Below are 18,058 nucleotides of genomic sequence, written 5' to 3' on the forward strand. Positions count from 1 at the left end.
AACGCTAAGGCATTAACGCTCCACCCAAGCAGCACCCGTGCAGGCTTGCAGTGGTCATGAGTGAACGGTAAGGGCTGGCTGTTAGGAATAGCTTTAGCTCTCCCGAAAGGTCGGATTTTGATTTGGGAAATGCGATCACATCTGTAGACATAGTGACGACTGCTTTTTCTGTATGGATTACAGTGCAGGCTGGATTTAAGGCCTGTAAGGTGGTGACGCAGCCATGCCTGCGTGATGCACACGGAGACGCTGATCGGAGACACTTGTTATTCGCTATGCTTCTTGCAGGTCCGCTGGGAGCCTAATGCTCATGCTGTCGAAAATGCTATTGATAACAGCGGAATATTGTGCATTGGCGGATAGTTCTTTGGTCTTAAAATCATTCAAAATAGCTTTTCTGGCGACAAGTGGTAAGTCTCGACGAAGTAGCATATCGAATATGGACATTACGCGAGATATAGTCTCATTTCTCATGATGACCAACTCAGGGCGGTTAAGGTCAAGTATCTGAATGCTTGAGATACCGTCCGGTGTGCCGGCAGGGTACGCTAATGCACCTATAAAGCAGATATGCTCTTTTGGATTTTTAACATATGGGTCGATGATCATCTCTACAAGCGGATCCAGATTAGATTTGTTTTGGTTGCAAACTTCGCATGATAACGTGAGGTTTTCCCACTCAAACTGTTTGGCTGGGTCTAGTGATTTTGGGTATATGTGCTCAACGTCTCCATGATGAATGTGCTTTAATTTGCTTTCGCAATAAGCGCATTTGCCATGGGTTTCTTGTTCGAGGGTGGATTTTATATCTTTGTGACGGAAGCGAGAATTCTCATGTGGGGTTGGCTTTTCGCCCGCTGCAAGCTTTGCCAGTAAAGTGGCTGTCCATGCTGCTCCATTGTTGACCAAAACGTCTGGGGTTGGAAGTTTCGTCAATTTAATCATGGTTGGCGATCCACGGCTATTTTCAAGGCCTCGGGGTAATACTCGCTGAGTCCGGCTATCTCGAGATCATTTCGGAGTTTTGTGAGTCCATCCGGGGTGATGCTATCTGCGGTTAACTGCGAGGTAATCCTTCGTAAGTCTTCCTCTGCCCAAAGCGGCAGTGACACCGGAACTCCTAGTACATCGCGAAGAATTTCATTGGCTGTAGCTGCCTTCGAATCCAGATTTAGTTCGACAGAGGCAACAGAAGCTTTAGAGATGTTTTGGATGAAGCTATTTGAGTCAGAAACATATTTGAGTGCGTGTACCCTGCTTTCTCTAACGGAGGAGACCATGAAAGGACTATGCGTAGCTACGATAAATTGTGCAGCTGGAAATGCTTTTGTGAGACTAAGTAACAGCGAGCGCTGCATGGACGGGTGCAGATGGTTCTCAGGCTCATCAAGCAGGACGGTAAACTCATTACGATCTATCGAGTAAAGGAAAATTTGCCAAGCCAAGTCTATGAGGGACATTAGACCGCCAGATGCCGCGTCGATCATGAATTCGCCTGTTCGCGTAACGAGTACCACGTCCGGTACCCGTACACTGATATCTTGGAATCCGATAGACGCAGGGAGTAGTTCAGTGAGCACTCTCTTGAAATCTAGGAAAATTCGTTCCAGAGATTCATTTTTCTGTACGTATTCGTTGCCAGCACCGAACATCGCCATAGATATCAGAGTTTCTTTCATTCGATATACTGGTGAAAACTGGGTGTAACCTTGGTTGTAGCGTTGAATTACTTCGCCATGATAGGTCTGATAGGCTTGTCGCGCACTTATTGCGTGTGTGGGGATGGAGCCAATTACCTGATAGCTTTGAATAGGGCGGTGTGAGTTGATACTCAAGCCGTCTAGAGGATGCTGCCCGCGGATTTGAACATTGTAAGAGGGGATGTCACTGTCGGGAACCCATAAGCTTGCGACGGAATCGTTGCTGTAAGTCAACTCACCAATCTGGGTTTGACTGTCATGGGGGATTGCAGGGGTAATCGGTGTTTTGACAGGCCTAAAAACGCCAGTACTGTATCCGAAGGATGATGATCCAGGTTTCTTAAATGGAGTGGCCAAAAGCGGGAAGGACCATCCAAAGTGTTGGCCTAGAAGTTTAAGAATTGTAGTTTTGCCAGCGCCGTTAGCACCGGTGATAATGGTCATCTTAGGATGAAATTCAAGCTCGATGCTTGCAAATTGACGCCAGTGATCGATAGTTAATTTTGAGAGTTTCATAGTGGGTTTAAGTCCATCCTATAGCGAGTGGCTAAATAGTGGCATGGACATTAGCAGTGATTATAGAAACCATCAATCGTATCTTGCGTGTTCCGCCTGGGCAGGAGAGGTGACAGGCACCCAGTGGGGCAAACGAGAAACGGCGTAGGGCAGCGCTGGTTTGAGCCCTAGCAAAACTCCTTTGCCAGATCGAGGATTATAGCCGTGCAGCCCCCTGCCTTTGAATCACGACCAGTGGCTAGCTCGGTACCCGTAGGGGGAGGAAGATCCGTGGGGCAAAAATGGGCCAAGCCGTGCGCCATTCCATGCCAAATCATGCACATTTAACTGCTGACGCGCAGATACAAAAAAGGCGCTTAAGTCCCTATTTGTTGGGGCTTGGGTGCCTTTTTTATTCCTACTTGAGCACAATCAAGATAAGTATTGCGTAGCTTGGGCAGCGTGTTGAATTAAATAGAGTTAACGAATTCGACTATGTGAGTAAAGTCTTCAGAGGATGTATGGTTGCTTAATCGTTCGCAAGCTTCATCAATAAGTCGGATAAACTCACGTGCGTCCGAGAAGTAGTTTCTGAATGCAAGGCGAACTTCTTCGCTGGAATCCGCACGGACGAGTACAATATCCTTGTCAGGCATTTGTTTTTCTAAATCAAATAATGCTCGCAGAGCGTCAGGAGCATCTCGATAGCTTTTTACCTCCAATTCTCCGGTTTCAGAAAATATCAAGATTGTATTGCGTTTATCTGATATTTGACTTTTAACTTGATTAAGGCCCCTGAGGGTTTGCAGGAGTGAGAGTTCATGATCAACTTTAAGAAACTCTTCCAGAATTTCTCTGTCGGTGAGGTCTGGAAATGGACCTTTTAGCCCTTCATGCGCGCGCGCCAGCATTTCGCTAGCGAGGGCCATGGCATGCTCGTAACGCTTATCGCCTTCTTGAAATTTGGGCTGGCTCTCTGTAATAAAACCAATTACCTCGACAGCGGTAGCCCAAGCATGCTGCACCAAGGTTCTATACTGGATTTCAATATAAAGCCCAGCAAGATTCTGGCCGGCTATTGAGTTGACATCATATTCATAAACGTCATGAATGCCTCGGTAGCCTGTTTTTTTGGGGAAGAGAAGGTAGTTATATTTTTCTTCGTTGTTTCTACGTTTGTGCTTGAATCGAGCTTTGTGAAATCCTTCTCTAAAAGAATTAAGTTCTTCGACGCTCTTGAAGATTAAACGGCAGCCCGCAACATCATCCATTCTGGCGAGATTCATGCTCGGGAAGCGTCTCAGCTTATTGAAGATGGTGTTTTTTCGCTTGTGCCTTTGCGCCACGGTTATATCCGTGTGTTTAGTTCTGGTACGCAAAATTGCCTGAAATGTGTTCAAGACACCACGATGAGCTGCTCGCCAAGTTTCGATGATATCGAGGTCTTCCTTGGTAGCACTTTTGTCCCGAACACAATTCCCAGCCTTATTGACTCGAGACTTGGAGCCTCCAGGGTAAACCGCCTCTTTTGTCATGCTGATATCCTCGTGTCCGATCAGCCTGACGTTATCAGCATGACGCCGCTTCGGCAACGAGCATGGAGTTGGGTATTTGGTGAGTTAGTCCCGCCATTTCCAAGGGGGTGGTACAAATTTGGTACGGATCGTTAGGTTATTTCTTGGATGCCCCGAAATTCAGGCCCTGAAAGTAGAGTGTGCCCAATCCATCATGGGTGCAACGCTGAAGCGACGGGAAGGCTCAGGGCGCGTGGTTGCTGGGTTAGAGCCTGGGTTTGTGGTCATATCGTTCAACGTGTCTTGTACCAAATTCAGCAATTTCGAGGGTGTTTGTAGCAAACCGAGGGCGCGACGTAGCAAAAGTCGGCGGCAGGAGATCGGTGATTGCCAGGGCAGGCGGCTAGTTTACCAAGAGAGCAGGGCATGCGTCTGGAAACAGATCGGATGGTCCTGCCGAGCGAGCGGGCATCTCAGTTGGCTGCTGGGAGCCTTGTAGGAGCGGCCTTGTGTCGCGAAAGGGCTGCGTAGCAGCCCCAGGGATTCAGCGCAGAGGCTCAAATTGCTGGGGCTGCTGCGCAGCCCTTTCGCGACACAAGGCCGCTCCTACAGGGTGCCGCGCTGGCAGCCCCGGTCAGTGGTGCGTGCTATCCACTGCGATGCTTTCGCCGGAAACCTCAAGGTATCTGGCGCTGCGGTTGGCGAGGGCATAGTGGATCAGCCCGCCCAGGCCCGCGCCGAAGAACCAGGAGAACTGCGACAGCGTATCGAACGCCGGCACCAGCGCCAGCACGATGGCGATCAGCGACGCCGGGATGAATGCCGCTACGGCACGCAGGTTGACCCCGCCACGATAGTGATAGGTCGCCTCGCTGCTTTCGCTATACAGCTCCGGCAGGTTCACCCGGCTGCGGCGAACCAGGTAATAGTCGGTGACGATGATCCCGTACAGTGGGCCGAGCAGGGCGCCCAGGCCGCCGAGGAAATACACGATCACGGACGGGCTGTTGTACAGGTGCCAGGGCAGGATCAGCACGGCGATGCCGGCACTGAGCAAGCCGGCGCGGCGGAAGTTCAGCAGGTTCGGGGCCAGGTTGGTGAGTACGTAGGCCGGGGCGACGAAGTTGGCCATGATGTTCACCGCCACGGTAACGATCAGGAAGGCCAGGCAGGCCAGCACCAGGCCGGCGGTGTTCGGGATGGCTGCAACGATCTCGGTCGGGCCCTGCACCAGCTTGCCGTCGATGCTGAACTGCGCACCGGCGAGCACCACGGCGATCAGTGCGAAACCGAGCATGTTCACCGGCAGGCCCCAGAAGTTGCCCACGCTGATGGTGCGTTTGTCCGGGCAGTTGCGGGTAAAGTCGCAGAAGTTGAGGATCATGGTGCCGTACAGCGAGACCCACAGCGCGGCGGCACCCAGCACTTTCAGCCACATCGTGGAGCCGGTCGGCGCGTTGCCGCTGGACCAGGAAATCGACAGGCCGCTGCGCCAGTACATCCAGCCCGCCAGGCCTGCGAAGGCGACCAGGATGATCGGCCCGGCGAAGGATTCGTAGCGGCGCACCATCTCCATGCCATAGGCGAAGATCGCCACCTGCACGCACCAGATGCCGAGGAAGGTGATCCAGCCCAAGGTCGACAGGCCGAGGATCGAGTTCTGGTCGTAGGGCTTGAGGTCGGGAGCGATGGCGGTAAGCAGCACGCGCAGCACTACCGAGGCGAGGTATGTCTGGATGCCGAACCAGGCGATGGCGATTACCGCGCGGATCAGTGCCGGGATCTGCGCACCATGGATGCCGAAGCTGATCCGGCACATGACGGGGTAGGGCAGGCCGGTCTTCTGCCCCATGTAGCCGGACAGGTTCATGAGGCCGTAGATCACCAGTGCGCCGAGCGCGAAGGCTGCGAGGATCTGGGCGCCGCTCATGCCCAGGGCGAAGAGGCCGATGGCGAAGGAATAGTTGGCGATGTTGTGCACATCGTTGGTCCACAGTGCAAACAGGCTGTAGCGCCCCCAGGTGCGATTTGCCGCGCGGGTCGGTGCAAGGTCGGCACTGTAAAGGCGCGGGCTCAACTCCAACTGAGTGGGCCCAGCCGTTTCGGCAGGGAGAACATCAAGCTGGCTGACACCGGAACGTGAAATTGACGCCATCGGGACTCCGTAACTCTTGTGTACTTTTATTTTTGGTTTTGTATACAAACAAGATTCGTACCAACCCGCCGAGCAGTTGGAGTTGGCGGTTCTCGGGCTTTTGTATCCTCTTTATTGGTCGCCGTTACCTCTGATGCGAGCCTGGAGATGGGAAATTTGTACACACATATTGTGCGCATGTGTTACTGGCTGCGCCAAATATGGATACTTGTTCGGCGCCGCTGCCGGGCATCGGCAGCGAGCGCCGGCTGGGTCAGAACGCGTACACCAACGTGGCCGTGGCGCTACGTGGGCTGCCGTACCAGCCACGTGAGCCGATCGCCGTGTAGTAGGTCTTGTCAAACACGTTATCGAGGTTCAGCGAGACGCTGGTTTGCGGCGTGAAGGCATATTGCGCCATCAGGTTGACCACGCTGTAGGCGCCTTGGGTGAAGGTCTCGTGGTTGGGGCCTGCGTTTTTCTTGTATTCCGTGCCTTGCCAACGCACACCGCCGCCCACTTTCAGCTGTGGCAATGACTGCAGGCGGTAGCTGGTGAACAGTTTGAGGGTGTCGCGGGGCACTTCGGTAAGCAGGCGGTCGCCATCCGAGTTCTTGCTCACGGCATAGGTGTAGCTGGCCGATACTTGCCAGTCAGGCAGGATCTCGCCCGCCATTTCCATTTCGAAACCGCGGGTCTTGGTGCCGGACTCGGCCCGGTAGGCCTGGTTGCCGTCCGGCGCCTGGACGTCGCCGTCCGCCACGGCCAGGTTGTCCTGGTGCACTTCGAACACGCTGAGTGCAGCAGTCAGGCGCTTGTCCCAGAACTCGCTCTTCAGGCCCAGCTCGTAGTTCACGCCCTCCAACGGGTCGATGTAGCTGCCCGATGCAGTCTGTTTGTCTTGCGGGTTGAAGATGGTGGTGTAGCTGGCATAGGCCGACCAGTTGTCGTTGATGTCGTAAACCAGCCCGATGTAAGGGGTGACGACCCCGGTTTCGCTGCGCGAGGTGTGTTTGGTTTCACCGCTCGCCAACTGCTCCTCGGTTTCCTCACGTCGCCAGTCGATCACCCGCGTGCCGGTAATCAGCGACAGGTCATCGGCCAGGCTCCAGCGCACCGAAGCCACCAGGCCGTCCTGGGTTTCGTCCAGCGCATTTTCGGTCGTCTTGTTGTGGATGGCGTCAGGTATTGGTAACGAGCCATCCCAGTCATGGATGTTGTCGATGTCCTGCCAGGTCCACAGATGGTAGCCGTCGTTGCGGTAGTAGGCCCGGTAGTGGCTGAGCCCGACGTACGCCTGGTGCTCGCGCGACAGCACTTCGAACGGGCCCGTAGCCGACAGGTCGAACGAGGTCTGCCGAGGTTCGCCTGCCCAACGACCAGTCCAGGTCTGGATGCCGCTGCCATCAGGGTTGACGGTGCCGCTGGCGGCGGTGGCAAATACGTCGTCATAGCTTCGGCGGCTGTGCTCAGCATTGAATTTCAGGTGCCATCCGTTGGCCAGGTCGTGATCCAGGGTGGTGAACAGGGTCTTGGTGCGACGCTTGTGGTAGCTCCAGTCCGAGGCCGAGTTGAACGAGCGGGAAGGGCTGAAGTGACTGCCATCGGAGTTGAACATCGGGAAGCCGTGGTTACCGGCGCCGTCGTTGTCCATTTCCTGATATTCCGCCCCCACGGTCAGCATCGTGCTGTCGGTGATGTCCCATTCCAGCACCCCATAGCCCACCTGCCGTTCCAGGGACTGGCGGTCGACGTAGCTCTGGCTGTCGGTGTTCGAGGCCACGAGGCGCCCGCGTACATTGCCGCTTTCCGACAGCTTGCCGGACACGTCCAGCTCGGTGCGGTAGGTGTCCCACGAGCCTGCTTTCAGGGTCAGCTTGCGTTGCGTTTCAAAGGTCGGCTTCTTGCGAATCAGGTTGACGGTCGCACCGGGGTCACCAGTGCCGGACATCAGCCCCGTGGCCCCGCGTACCACCTCGACCCGGTCATACGACACCATGTCGGCAAGGTCATCGCGAAAGCCAAAGCTGTCAGGCCGGTTGAGGCCGTCGACCTGGATGGTGCCGACCTCGAAACCACGTACGTAGATATGATTGGCGTCGCTGCCGGCCGGCCCCATGCTGTCGACGACCACGCCTGGGGTTTGTTCCAGTACCTGGGCAACATCGTTCAGGTTCTGGTCTTCGATCTGCTGGCGGGTCACCACGCTGATCGACTGTGGTGTTTCGCGTGCCGAGAGGCGCAGCCCGGTTGCCGTATTGGCCGAACCTGTGGTGTAGCTGCCGGTGCCTTCGGTGGTGGCACCCAGCCCCACGCTGGAGACCGTCGTTGCAGCGAGTTCCATCGTGCCATCCTGGCTCGGGCAGGCCAGCATGTAGTGCTTGTCTCCCGCTTGCATCACCTGCAGGCCACTGCCTTGCAGCAGTTGCGCGAGGCCTTGCTCCAGCTCGTAACTGCCCTGCAGTCCCTCACTGCGCAGGCCAGCGATTTCTTCGTTGCTGACGCTGACAGTCACCCCGCTTGCCGTCGCGAACTGATTGATCGCGGCCCCAGCGGCCCGGCCGGGATGCTGTAGCTGACAGGCACGGCCCAGGCATTGGCACTGGCCAGCAGCGAGCCCGAAAGGCTTGCTACCAGTGCGGCTTGGCGAATGCTGAAAGCGGGGGGAGAAAAGCAGGCGGACATCCATTGGCTCCTTTCGATGGACTATGCAGGCGCAATTATGAGAAGCGTATTGATAATGATAAAGCTTCGCATAAAGGCGGCCGGATAGTTGTCCTTCCTCCTGCAGTTGTCAATCGGTGTGTTGTGTTTTTGCGGGCGGGGGCAAGCGATTACCGGTGCTTGAAGCACCACTTCATGCAGAAAGCCACTCGAGTAAATCAATCTGATTTACAATTGCGTCCCTTTTGCCGAGGCTGACGTTTCGTGGATGCCCTGTCGCTTGCCTATGAGCACCTGACCGATTGGGTGATCACGCCCGTTACCGACCAGTTTCTCGGCATTTTCAATTTGAACGGCCGTTTCGGGGCCTTGTTCCTTTGCATCTCCTATGGCGCAGCCTATGGTCTGTTCCGCTTCAGGAAGCGGCGCGGCCTGAGCGACGCCCAGTCGTTCTGGCAATTCATCGGTGGCGCCCGGGTACATCTGCATCCCTCGGCGCTGCTGGACTACCGCTACTACTTCGTGCGGGCCATCCTCAAGGTTGCGCTGGTGCTGCCCGTCGTCCATCTGGTCGACCCCTACATCCTGCGCTCCGGCGATTACCTGGCCTTTTTCAGCAACCTCTGGGGCGCGCGCCCGCGCCTGGGCGAGAACCTTGCACTGGCCCTGCTCTACGGGTTGGGGGTGTTCCTGCTAAAGGACTTCATCCATTACTGGGCGCACCGGGCTTTTCACTCCCGCTGGCTCTGGGCCTTTCACAAAGTCCATCATTCGGCGCCCGTGCTGGTGCCGGCGACAGCGAGCCGGGTGCATTTCGTGGAAAAGATCGTCGAGAAACTGAGCACCGGCATTGGCATCGGCTTCTACGCCGGATGCTTCTGGTACCTTTGCGGCGGTGAAGTCAGCCGCTACACCCTGTTCGGCGTGACCTACCTGGTGTTCATCTTCAACAGCCTGGCGGCCAACCTGCGGCATAGCCATGTCTGGCTGTCGTTCGGCCCGCAGCTGGAACATGTGTTGAACAGCCCGGCCCAGCACCAGATCCATCACAGTGATGCCCCGCGCCATTTCAACCGGAACTTCGGCACCAACCTGTCCCTCTGGGACTGGATGTTCGGCACGCTCTATGTCACTACATCAACGCCCGAAAACATCCGCTTCGGCACCGGTGAGCAGGACCACCAGCGTTACCTGACGGTCTATAGCCTGATCGTCACGCCCTTTGTCGAAACCGGCCGTAAGGTCCTGATGAAATGCCAGCGCATGGCTGTGCTCGGCGCGTCTGGCAGGGCAGGCCGTTAGCTGATCCCGTGTTTGTTGCGAACGACTGACCGCTCAGGCGGGGAACTGGGCTATCCAGTGCCTGGCAATCTCTTCGCGCCGGCAGACCCACACCCCGTCGTGGCCCTGCACGTAATCGAGAAAGCGCGCCAGCGCCATCGCCCGACCAGGATGGCCGCTGATCCGTCCATGCAGGCCAACGCTCATCATCTTCGGGTGGTGCGCGCCCTCCTGCCACAACAGGCCGAAAGCATCCTTCAACAGCCGGAAGAAGTCTTCACCGCAGGCGAAACCATTGGGCAGCAGATAGCGGGCGTCGTTGTTGACCAGTGTGTACGGAACCACCAGGTGGGCGGGCGAGCCTGGGAGCGGCCATCCGCGAGGCGCGCAAGCAGCAGCTCAAGTCGATCGAGGCGCGTTTGCCGGCGGTCTATCTGGATGTGCTCGATGCGGCCATGCATGCGGTCAGTAATGAGGCGGGGGCAAATTTGCGCAAGGTGTTTCTTGCCCACTATTTCCAACAGTTGGTGCAGGCGCAGCAGTGTGGGCAGTTGCATGCGGCGCATCAAACGTTCCTTCAGGCGCTGGATGAACAGCGAGAGCAGCGCGGGCTTGCGCGTTCCAATGTTACTCGGCGGTTGTCGATGAAGGTCAATCCGTACATGGCGGAGGACATGCTTGCGCTTCAGCAGCATACAGAGATGAACCAGACCGAATTGCTGAAGGCTGTGATCGCGCGCATTCAGGCGGATGTGCTGGAGAACCGGGATCAGGAGGTGATTCGAGCTTTGCAGCGACTGGCGCGGCTGGCGTTGTAGTGAGCATTTGAAAGAAGCACAGCGTACCGCCAAGCGCTGTGTTTCACACTCGGTTCTTCGAGTCTTTTAGAGAAACTCATATCAGTTCCTACAAGAACTAATCAGATTTTTCCCCTTCCTCGTAGTCCATTTCTGAATCATCCTTTTCAAGCCGTTTCACCATTGCGATGGAAACCTGAGCCCCCTAGTCTCGCCCTGTCGTTGCAAATTCAACGACCGGGTCTGCAAGCCTGGGGAAGTATCGAAAGCGTGCTCATCATCGAGCCGTTGGTTTGTGCCAATGGTTGTGCTTAATGGTGGCTGCGTACGGGTGACCTTCGGGTCAGCCGGGTTTTTCTCGATCTTCCCCGGTCTTGCAGGCCCGTACGCAGCCGCCACCCATTCTCTGCAAGGGATGGGGTGTGGTTTTCTCTCACGAAATCGAGATGTGACCATGCTCAAAATAGTCCCGGATCCCCCCATTTCCGACTCACCCCATCACTTGGAAGACACCCTGATCCAGGCCACGGAATACGTGCTGTGCGCCTTGTCCGTAGGCCATCACGCGATAGCCTCGCTCCCCAGATCTCCCGCCACGATCATGACCCTGGCGGTCATGCATGAAATGGAGGCTGTGCGCACGCTGCTGGAGTCGGCGATTGCGCAGGTGCAGCTCCGGGGCGGGCAGCCGGTGCATACATTGCATTGATGGGCTGATTTTCAAATTTTGCCAGCCTGGGCGGTGCGGTTTTCTTGCCGGGGACTGCAACCGGGAAATCGCACTGGCCGGCAGATTCAAAAGAGGGTTTCAGATGGACAAGGAATTGGATGACGACACCGGCACACTGGGCCTGACCGTAGGCGCGGCCACGTTCCTGGACGGTGTGCTGGACGGCAAGAAACTGTTCCGCGTAGAACCGGGAAACTGCTGCGACCATGCCATCGAACAAGCGTCGGTATTGATGGACTGCTCACGGCGAGCGTCGTTCATCGGGGTGATGGACAACGAACCGGTGCTGGTCTGGGCTTCGCACTTTCTCTGCGACATGGCCAAGGCGCTGATGGATGACGCGCATATGGGCATGCGCAAGAACCGCTGACCCAGCCAGGCGTCGCGAAGCCGAGGCAGTGTGGGCTTGGCACCCTGCCAGTATTGTCTGATTGTCATGCAGGGGTTAGGTTGCTGGGCTCTTTTCAAGGAAGATGACCGATGAAACGGACCCTGCCGCTGGTATTCGCCTGCGCGCTTTTCCCCCTGCAAGCCTGTTCGGCGCTGGAAGTCGGCCAGTTCACCCTGGGCATGCCCAAGCCCCAGGCCATGGCCATTCTGCAGCAGCAGTTCGGCGAAGTTGAGCATTTCACCGGCTATCACTACCAGGTGCCCACCGAGTTCTTTCAGGGGAGCAACCCGAAGGGCGATTTCAACCTGGGCGGTATTGCCATCACGCAAGTGAAGGCATCGTTCAACGAGGCCGACCAGCTTCGCCAGGTGGAGGTGCGGCTGGCCAGCACCGACGAGGCGCGGGTCCAGCAACTGCTGCCGATGACCAGGCAGGCCAAGCCTGTGCCGAATAGCGGTGGCCGACTCGAGGCGTTTTCCGCAGACGGTGAGCTGGTGTACTGGGTGGCCAAGGACCGGGACTGGACGGTGGTGACCATCGCCGACAAGGCCAGCTCGGACCAGAACGTCAAAGCGCGGGCCAAGAGCGATGAGCGCTTTGCCCAGCTGAACCGCAAGTTCGACAAGCTGATCGAGACGGCCAAGGCGGTGGAAGGCAAGCACTGATCGACAAAGCCGTGCAGCTGTGAAGCTTGCTCATACCATGCATTCATGGGACTGCACATAACTCATTGAATTAGCAGGGACCCTGTGGGAGCGGCTTTAGCCGCGAACACCGGCGCAGCCGGTGCCATGCACCGCGTTGGATTCTTCGCGGCTAAAGCCGCTCCCACAGGGTACGCGTACCGCTTGCGAATTCAGTTCTCCAAGCGACAGCGCAGCAGACTGTATAAGGCCAGAAACAACCCGCGTCGGTTTCAGGATGCGCCTGGTCGTTCGCACGCAACCCCCTGGCGCCACAAGTGCCATGCTTGCAGGATGCCTCGGACCAGTGCGCGCAGACGTACGGCCGCAGGCAAGGAGGCCGCTGGCTCCACGCAACCGTGACGTGGCCGGCGCGCCGCAGCAGAACACGCCGGATACCTGCCCTCACAACAATTCAGGCAGGGTCCGTGATGCCGAGGTCCGCTGTATGCCTGATGAATTGCTCCACCTGCCTGTGATCCAACGCATTCTGGCCCGTGACAAGGATACCCCCGGCGCGCTGTTGCCGATCCTGCATGCCATCCAGCACGACATCGGCTACATCCCCGATGCCGCTGTCGCCGAAATTGCCCATGCCCTGAACCTCAGCCTGGCCGAGGTGCGTGGGGTTATCAGCTTCTACCACGATTTCCGCACCACGCCACCGGCGCGCCACACCCTGCGCCTGTGCCGCGCCGAGTCGTGCCAGAGCCGGGGCGCCGAGGCGCTGGCCGCGCAACTGCGCGAACAGCTGGCGCTGGACGACCACGGCACCAGCGCCGACGGCGCCATCAGCCTGCGCCCGGTGTACTGCCTGGGCGCCTGTGCCTGCTCGCCAGCGCTGGAACTGGACGGCCAGGTGCATGCGCGCCTTACCCCGGAGCGCCTGCGCGCGCTGGTCAACGCTTGCCAGGAGGACGCAGCATGCTGAAGCTGTATATCCCCTGCGATTCGGTAGCCCGTGCCGTGGGCGCCGACCAGGTTGCCGATGCATTGCAGCGTGAGGCCGAGCGCCGCCAGCTGCCGTTGGATATCCAGCGCACCAGCTCCCGCGGGCTGTATTGGCTGGAGCCGCTGCTGGAGTGCGACAGCGCGCAAGGGCGCCTGGGTTTCGGCCCGGTCACCCCGGAAGACGTGCCGTCCTTGCTCGACGCCTTTACCGGTGAGCCCGGTGAACCTGGTGGCCACTCGCTGGCCCTGGGGCCGGTCGAGGACATCCCTTACCTCAAGACCCAGCAGCGCCTGTTGTTCGCCCGCGCCGGCATCACCCGCCCGTTGTCGCTGGACGACTACCGTGCCCATGGCGGTTTCGCCGGCCTTGAAGCGGCCGTGGCCCTGGACGGTGCCGAGGTGGTCGCCGCCGTGCTCGATTCCGGCCTGCGCGGCCGCGGCGGTGCGGCGTTCCCGGCCGGCATCAAATGGCGCACCGTGCGTGACGCCGGGGCAGGGCAGAAGTACGTGGTGTGCAACGCCGACGAGGGTGACTCCGGTACCTTCGCCGACCGCATGCTGATGGAAGGCGACCCGTTCCTGCTGATCGAAGGCATGATCATTGCCGGCCTCGCCGTGGGTGCCGACAAGGGCTACATCTATGTGCGCTCGGAATACCCCGACGCCATCCGCGTGCTTGACCAGGCCTTCGCCATCGCCCGTGACGCCGGCTATCTCGGCAGCGACGTGGCCGGCAGCGGCCAGGCCTTCGACCTGGAAGTGCGGGTCGGCGCCGGCGCCTATATCTGCGGCGAAGAAACCGCGCTGCTCGAATCCATCGAAGGCAAGCGCGGCATCGTTCGCGCCAAGCCTCCGCTACCCGCGCTGCAGGGCCTGTTCGGCCTGCCGACGCTGGTGCACAACGTACTCACCCTGGCCTCGGTACCCGTCATCATGGCCAAGGGCGCGGCGTTCTATCGCGACTTCGGCATGGGCCGCTCGCTGGGCACCATGCCGTTCCAGCTGGCCGGCAACATCCGTCAGGGCGGCCTGGTGGAACGCGCCTTTGGCCTGACCTTGCGCGAGCTGGTGGAAGGCTATGGCGGCGGCACGGCCAGCGGCCGGCCGTTGAAGGCCGCGCAGGTTGGTGGCCCGCTCGGTGCCTGGGTACCGCCCAGCCACTTCGATACGCCGCTGGACTACGAAGCCTTTGCCGCCATGGGCGCGATGCTCGGCCATGGTGGTGTGGTAGTGGCCGACGACACCCTGAACATGGCCAGCATGGCGCGCTTCGCCTTGCAGTTCTGCGCCGAGGAGTCCTGTGGCAAATGCACCCCGTGCCGCATCGGCTCGACCCGGGGCATGGAAGTGGTCGACCGGCTGATCGCCACCAGCGACATGACCGAACGGCATGACCAGGCCCTGTTGCTGCGCGACCTGTGCGACACCATGCAATACGGCTCGCTGTGCGCCATGGGCGGCATGACCGCCTATCCGGTGGCCAGCGCGCTGAAGTACTTCCCCGCCGATTTCGGGCTGACCCACACGGAGGCCGCGCAGTGATCAATTTCTTCGACCCCGCTTCTGATAAAAGCAGCGACCTCGGCACCCCGGCCCGTGACAGCGAGGTACAGGTCAGCCTGAGCATCGATGGCCGCGCCATCACTGTGCCCGCCGGTACTTCGGTGATGCGTGCCGCGGCCATGCTCGGCACCAGCATCCCCAAACTGTGTGCCACCGACAGCCTCGAAGCCTTTGGCTCGTGCCGCATGTGCATGGTGGAAATCGAAGGCATGCGCGGTTACCCGGCCTCCTGCACCACCCCGGTCAGCGAAGGCATGGTGGTGCACACCGAAACCCCGCGCCTGGCCGGCCTGCGCCGCAATGTGATGGAGCTGTACATCTCCGACCACCCGCTGGACTGCCTGACCTGTTCGGCCAACGGCAACTGCGAGCTGCAGACCGTGGCCGGCCAGGTGGGCCTGCGCGAGGTGCGCTATGGCTACGACGGCGCCAACCACCTGGCCGAGAAAAAGGATGTATCCAACCCGTATTTCGACTACGAGCCGAGCAAGTGCATCGTCTGCAGCCGCTGCGTGCGTGCCTGCGAGGACATCCAGGGCACCTTCGCCCTGACCATCACCGGGCGCGGTTTCGAATCGCGGGTGGCGGCGGCGGGTGGTGAAAACTTCCTCGCCTCCGAGTGCGTGTCTTGCGGCGCCTGCGTGCAGGCCTGCCCGACCGCGACCCTGACCGAAAAGAGCCTGGTACAGTTGGGCCAGCCCGAGCGTGCGGTCATCACCACCTGCGCCTATTGCGGCGTCGGCTGCTCGTTCCGCGCCGAAATGAAGGGCGACCAGCTGGTGCGCATGGTCCCGGACAAGAACGGCGGCGCCAACCACGGCCACGCCTGCGTCAAGGGCCGCTTCGCCTGGGGTTACGCCACCCACCCGGACCGCATCACCAAGCCAATGATCCGCAAGCGCCTGGAAGACCCATGGCAGGAAGTCAGCTGGGACGAGGCGGTGACCTACGCCGCCAGCGAGTTCCGCCGCATCCAGCTGAAGTACGGTCGCGATTCCATCGGCGGTATCACCTCCAGCCGCTGCACCAACGAAGAAGCCTATCTGGTGCAGAAACTGGTGCGCACGGCGTTCGGCAACAACAACGTCGACACCTGCGCGCGGGTATGCCATTCGCCCACCGGCTATGGCCTGAAGCAGACCCTGGGTGAGTCGGCCGGTACACAAAGCTTCGACTCGGTGATGCAGGCCGACGTGGTGCTGGTGATCGGCGCCAACCCCACCGACGCCCACCCGGTATTCGGCTCGCAGCTCAAGCGCCGCCTGCGCCAGGGCGCGCGGCTGATCGTGATCGACCCACGGCGCATCGACCTGGTCGACTCGCCGCACGCCCGCGCCGAGCTGCACCTGCAACTGCGCCCCGGTACCAACGTGGCCATGCTCAACGCCCTGGCCCACGTGATCGTCACCGAAGGCCTGCTGGCCCAGCGCTTCATCGATGCCCGCTGCGAAACCGAAGATTTCGCCCGCTGGCGCGACTTCGTCAGCCTGGCGGAAAACGCCCCCGAAGTGCTTGGCCCGGTCTGCGGCGTGCCTGCCGAGCAGATCCGCGCCGCCGCCCGGCTGTACGCCACCGGCGGCAACGCGGCGATCTACTACGGCCTGGGTGTGACCGAGCACAGCCAGGGCAGCACCGCGGTGATGGGCATCGCCAACCTGGCCATGGCCACCGGCAACATCGGCCGTGAAGGGGTAGGGGTGAACCCGCTGCGCGGGCAGAACAACGTGCAAGGCTCGTGCGACATGGGCTCGTTCCCCCACGAACTGCCCGGCTACCGGCACATTTCCAACGAAGTTGTGCGCGCCGAGTTCGAGCAGGCCTGGGGCGTGACCCTGCAGCCTGACCCGGGCCTGCGCATCCCCAACATGTTCGAGGCTGCGCTGGACGGCAGTTTCAAGGCCCTTTACTGCCAGGGCGAGGACATTGCCCAGAGCGACCCCAACACCCAGCACGTCACTGCGGCCCTGCTGGCCATGGAGTGCGTGGTGGTGCAGGACATCTTCCTCAACGAAACAGCCAAGTTCGCCCATGTGTTCCTGCCGGGCAGCTCGTTCCTGGAGAAGGACGGTACCTTCACCAATGCCGAGCGGCGTATTTCGCGGGTGCGCAAGGTCATGGAGCCGCTGGCCGGGAAGGCCGACTGGGAGGCGACCATAGCCCTGGCCAATGCCTTGGGCTACCCGATGAGCTACCGTCACCCGTCCGAGATCATGGACGAGATCGCCCGCCTTACGCCTACCTTCCACCGCGTCAGCTACGCCGAGATCGACCGCCACGGCAGCCTGCAGTGGCCGTGCAACGACGCAGCGCCGGATGGCACGCCGACCATGCACATCGACCAGTTCGTACGTGGTAAGGGGCGCTTCATGCTCACCGGCTACGTGCCCACCGAGGAGAAGGTCAACAACCGCTACCCGCTGCTGCTGACCACCGGGCGCATTCTCAGCCAGTACAACGTCGGCGCCCAGACCCGGCGTACCGGCAACGTCGCCTGGCATGACGCCGACCGCCTGGAAATCCACCCGACCGACGCCGAAAGCCGTGGCATCCAGGATGGCGACTGGGTCGGCATCGGCAGCCGCGCCGGGCAGACGGTGCTGCGGGCCAAGGTCAGCACGCGGGTGGCGCCGGGTGTGGTGTACACCACCTTCCACTTCCCAGAGTCGGGGGCCAACGTGATTACCACCGACAACTCCGACTGGGCCACCAACTGCCCTGAGTACAAGGTGACGGCGGTGGAGGTGGTGAAAGTGTTCCAGCCGTCGCAGTGGCAGAAGCGCTACCAGGACTTCAGTGACGAGCAGCGGCGGTTGTTGAAGGAGCGTCGTATTGCCGAGAAAACCGAGGTGCGCCGATGAGCAGTGAGAATCTGGTCAAGATGGCCAACCAGATTGCCCATTACTTCGACAGCGAGCCAGACCGGGCGCTGGCGGTGCAAGGGATACGGCAGCATCTGCAGAGCTTCTGGACGCCTGCGATGCGCCGGCAACTGGCGGAATGGGCCGAGGCCAATGCAGGGGAGGGGCTGGACCCGAAGGTGCAGGAAGCGTTGGCCTAGCGTTTGGTGTCGAATGGGGCTGCTGCGCAGCCCATCGCCGGCAAGCCAGCTCCCACAGGTACTGCACATGACTCATTGGTTCAGCGAGGCTCTGTAG

At 59.5% G+C, this 18,058-nt stretch carries 13 protein-coding genes and 2 pseudogenes; 9 read left to right on the plus strand and 6 right to left on the minus strand.

What is annotated here, in order from left to right; genetic code table 11:
* Positions 1-273: 273 nt before the first annotated feature.
* The 5 genes and pseudogenes from CAG18_RS15350 to CAG18_RS15370 all read right to left on the minus strand — a co-directional run bounded on the left by CAG18_RS15350 (position 274) and on the right by CAG18_RS15370 (position 8,528).
* Positions 274-945 (minus strand): HNH endonuclease, encoded by a 672-nt coding sequence (locus CAG18_RS15350; protein ID WP_085721141.1) that lies wholly within the window; start codon positions 943-945, stop codon positions 274-276.
* Complete coding sequence (locus CAG18_RS15355; protein ID WP_085721142.1) at positions 942-2,216, minus strand: AAA family ATPase; 1,275 nt, start codon at positions 2,214-2,216, stop codon at positions 942-944. The genes CAG18_RS15350 and CAG18_RS15355 overlap by 4 nt, the downstream gene beginning before the upstream one ends.
* A 449-nt stretch (positions 2,217-2,665) precedes the next feature.
* Positions 2,666-3,730 carry a (p)ppGpp synthetase gene (locus tag CAG18_RS15360; RefSeq protein ID WP_085721143.1) on the minus strand — a complete coding sequence of 355 codons (1,065 nt, stop codon included), beginning with the start codon at positions 3,728-3,730 and terminating at the stop codon, positions 2,666-2,668.
* Between the two features lie 613 nt (positions 3,731-4,343).
* Positions 4,344-5,864, minus strand: a complete 1,521-nt coding sequence (locus CAG18_RS15365) for an NCS1 family nucleobase:cation symporter-1 (protein ID WP_085721144.1) — start codon at positions 5,862-5,864, stop codon at positions 4,344-4,346.
* Between the two features lie 253 nt (positions 5,865-6,117).
* Positions 6,118-8,528 (minus strand): annotated as a pseudogene (locus CAG18_RS15370) (TonB-dependent siderophore receptor).
* Between the two features lie 243 nt (positions 8,529-8,771).
* On the opposite strand from CAG18_RS15370, the gene CAG18_RS15375 reads away from it, so the two are divergent.
* The gene (locus CAG18_RS15375; protein WP_085721145.1) at positions 8,772-9,809 is read left to right on the plus strand and encodes a sterol desaturase family protein; all 1,038 of its coding nucleotides are present in this window, start codon (positions 8,772-8,774) and stop codon (positions 9,807-9,809) included.
* A gap of 33 nt (positions 9,810-9,842) precedes the next feature.
* On the opposite strand, the pseudogene CAG18_RS15380 reads toward CAG18_RS15375, so the two are convergent.
* Positions 9,843-10,157 (minus strand): annotated as a pseudogene (locus CAG18_RS15380) (chitin deacetylase); the annotation flags it as partial.
* A gap of 50 nt (positions 10,158-10,207) precedes the next feature.
* Here CAG18_RS15380 and CAG18_RS15385 point away from each other — a divergent pair.
* The 8 genes from CAG18_RS15385 (at position 10,208) to CAG18_RS15425 (ending at position 17,961) form a co-directional block, all read left to right on the plus strand.
* Entirely contained in the window at positions 10,208-10,606 is a 399-nt protein-coding gene (locus CAG18_RS15385; protein WP_223998079.1) for a hypothetical protein, read from the plus strand.
* Between the two features lie 433 nt (positions 10,607-11,039).
* Positions 11,040-11,294, plus strand: coding sequence for a hypothetical protein (locus CAG18_RS15390; protein ID WP_015269621.1), 255 nt, complete (start codon positions 11,040-11,042; stop codon positions 11,292-11,294).
* Positions 11,295-11,397: 103 nt separating this feature from the next.
* A complete protein-coding gene (locus CAG18_RS15395; protein ID WP_015269622.1) occupies positions 11,398-11,685 on the plus strand; it encodes a DUF3077 domain-containing protein in 288 nt (95 codons plus the stop codon).
* Between the two features lie 110 nt (positions 11,686-11,795).
* Positions 11,796-12,371 carry a hypothetical protein gene (locus CAG18_RS15400; RefSeq protein ID WP_023660676.1) on the plus strand — a complete coding sequence of 192 codons (576 nt, stop codon included), beginning with the start codon at positions 11,796-11,798 and terminating at the stop codon, positions 12,369-12,371.
* A 466-nt stretch (positions 12,372-12,837) separates the two neighbouring features.
* Positions 12,838-13,320 (plus strand): formate dehydrogenase subunit gamma, encoded by a 483-nt coding sequence (locus CAG18_RS15410; protein ID WP_024086596.1) that lies wholly within the window; start codon positions 12,838-12,840, stop codon positions 13,318-13,320.
* The gene (locus tag CAG18_RS15415; protein WP_054572331.1) at positions 13,314-14,882 is read left to right on the plus strand and encodes an NADH-quinone oxidoreductase subunit NuoF; all 1,569 of its coding nucleotides are present in this window, start codon (positions 13,314-13,316) and stop codon (positions 14,880-14,882) included. Before CAG18_RS15410 ends, CAG18_RS15415 begins: the two co-directional genes overlap by 7 nt.
* Positions 14,879-17,761 (plus strand): formate dehydrogenase subunit alpha, encoded by a 2,883-nt coding sequence (gene fdhF, locus CAG18_RS15420; protein ID WP_054572332.1) that lies wholly within the window; start codon positions 14,879-14,881, stop codon positions 17,759-17,761. Before CAG18_RS15415 ends, fdhF begins: the two co-directional genes overlap by 4 nt.
* The gene (locus CAG18_RS15425) at positions 17,758-17,961 is read left to right on the plus strand and encodes a formate dehydrogenase subunit delta (RefSeq protein ID WP_013971803.1); all 204 of its coding nucleotides are present in this window, start codon (positions 17,758-17,760) and stop codon (positions 17,959-17,961) included. Before fdhF ends, CAG18_RS15425 begins: the two co-directional genes overlap by 4 nt.
* Positions 17,962-18,058 lie beyond the last annotated feature (97 nt).

It is taken from the genome of Pseudomonas sp. B22(2017) (genome assembly GCF_002113105.1).
In the GTDB taxonomy this organism is placed as follows: domain Bacteria; phylum Pseudomonadota; class Gammaproteobacteria; order Pseudomonadales; family Pseudomonadaceae; genus Aquipseudomonas; species Aquipseudomonas asiatica.

Coding starts and splice junctions, on each gene's coding strand:
- CAG18_RS15410 (WP_024086596.1), top strand. CDS start 12,838: ATGCCTGATGAATTGCTCCACCTGCCTGTGATCCAACGCATTCTGGCC.
- CAG18_RS15350 (WP_085721141.1), bottom strand. CDS start 945: ATGATTAAATTGACGAAACTTCCAACCCCAGACGTTTTGGTCAACAAT.
- CAG18_RS15390 (WP_015269621.1), top strand. CDS start 11,040: ATGCTCAAAATAGTCCCGGATCCCCCCATTTCCGACTCACCCCATCAC.
- CAG18_RS15400 (WP_023660676.1), top strand. CDS start 11,796: ATGAAACGGACCCTGCCGCTGGTATTCGCCTGCGCGCTTTTCCCCCTG.
- CAG18_RS15355 (WP_085721142.1), bottom strand. CDS start 2,216: ATGAAACTCTCAAAATTAACTATCGATCACTGGCGTCAATTTGCAAGC.
- CAG18_RS15415 (WP_054572331.1), top strand. CDS start 13,314: ATGCTGAAGCTGTATATCCCCTGCGATTCGGTAGCCCGTGCCGTGGGC.
- CAG18_RS15365 (WP_085721144.1), bottom strand. CDS start 5,864: ATGGCGTCAATTTCACGTTCCGGTGTCAGCCAGCTTGATGTTCTCCCT.
- CAG18_RS15360 (WP_085721143.1), bottom strand. CDS start 3,730: ATGACAAAAGAGGCGGTTTACCCTGGAGGCTCCAAGTCTCGAGTCAAT.
- CAG18_RS15425 (WP_013971803.1), top strand. CDS start 17,758: ATGAGCAGTGAGAATCTGGTCAAGATGGCCAACCAGATTGCCCATTAC.
- CAG18_RS15395 (WP_015269622.1), top strand. CDS start 11,398: ATGGACAAGGAATTGGATGACGACACCGGCACACTGGGCCTGACCGTA.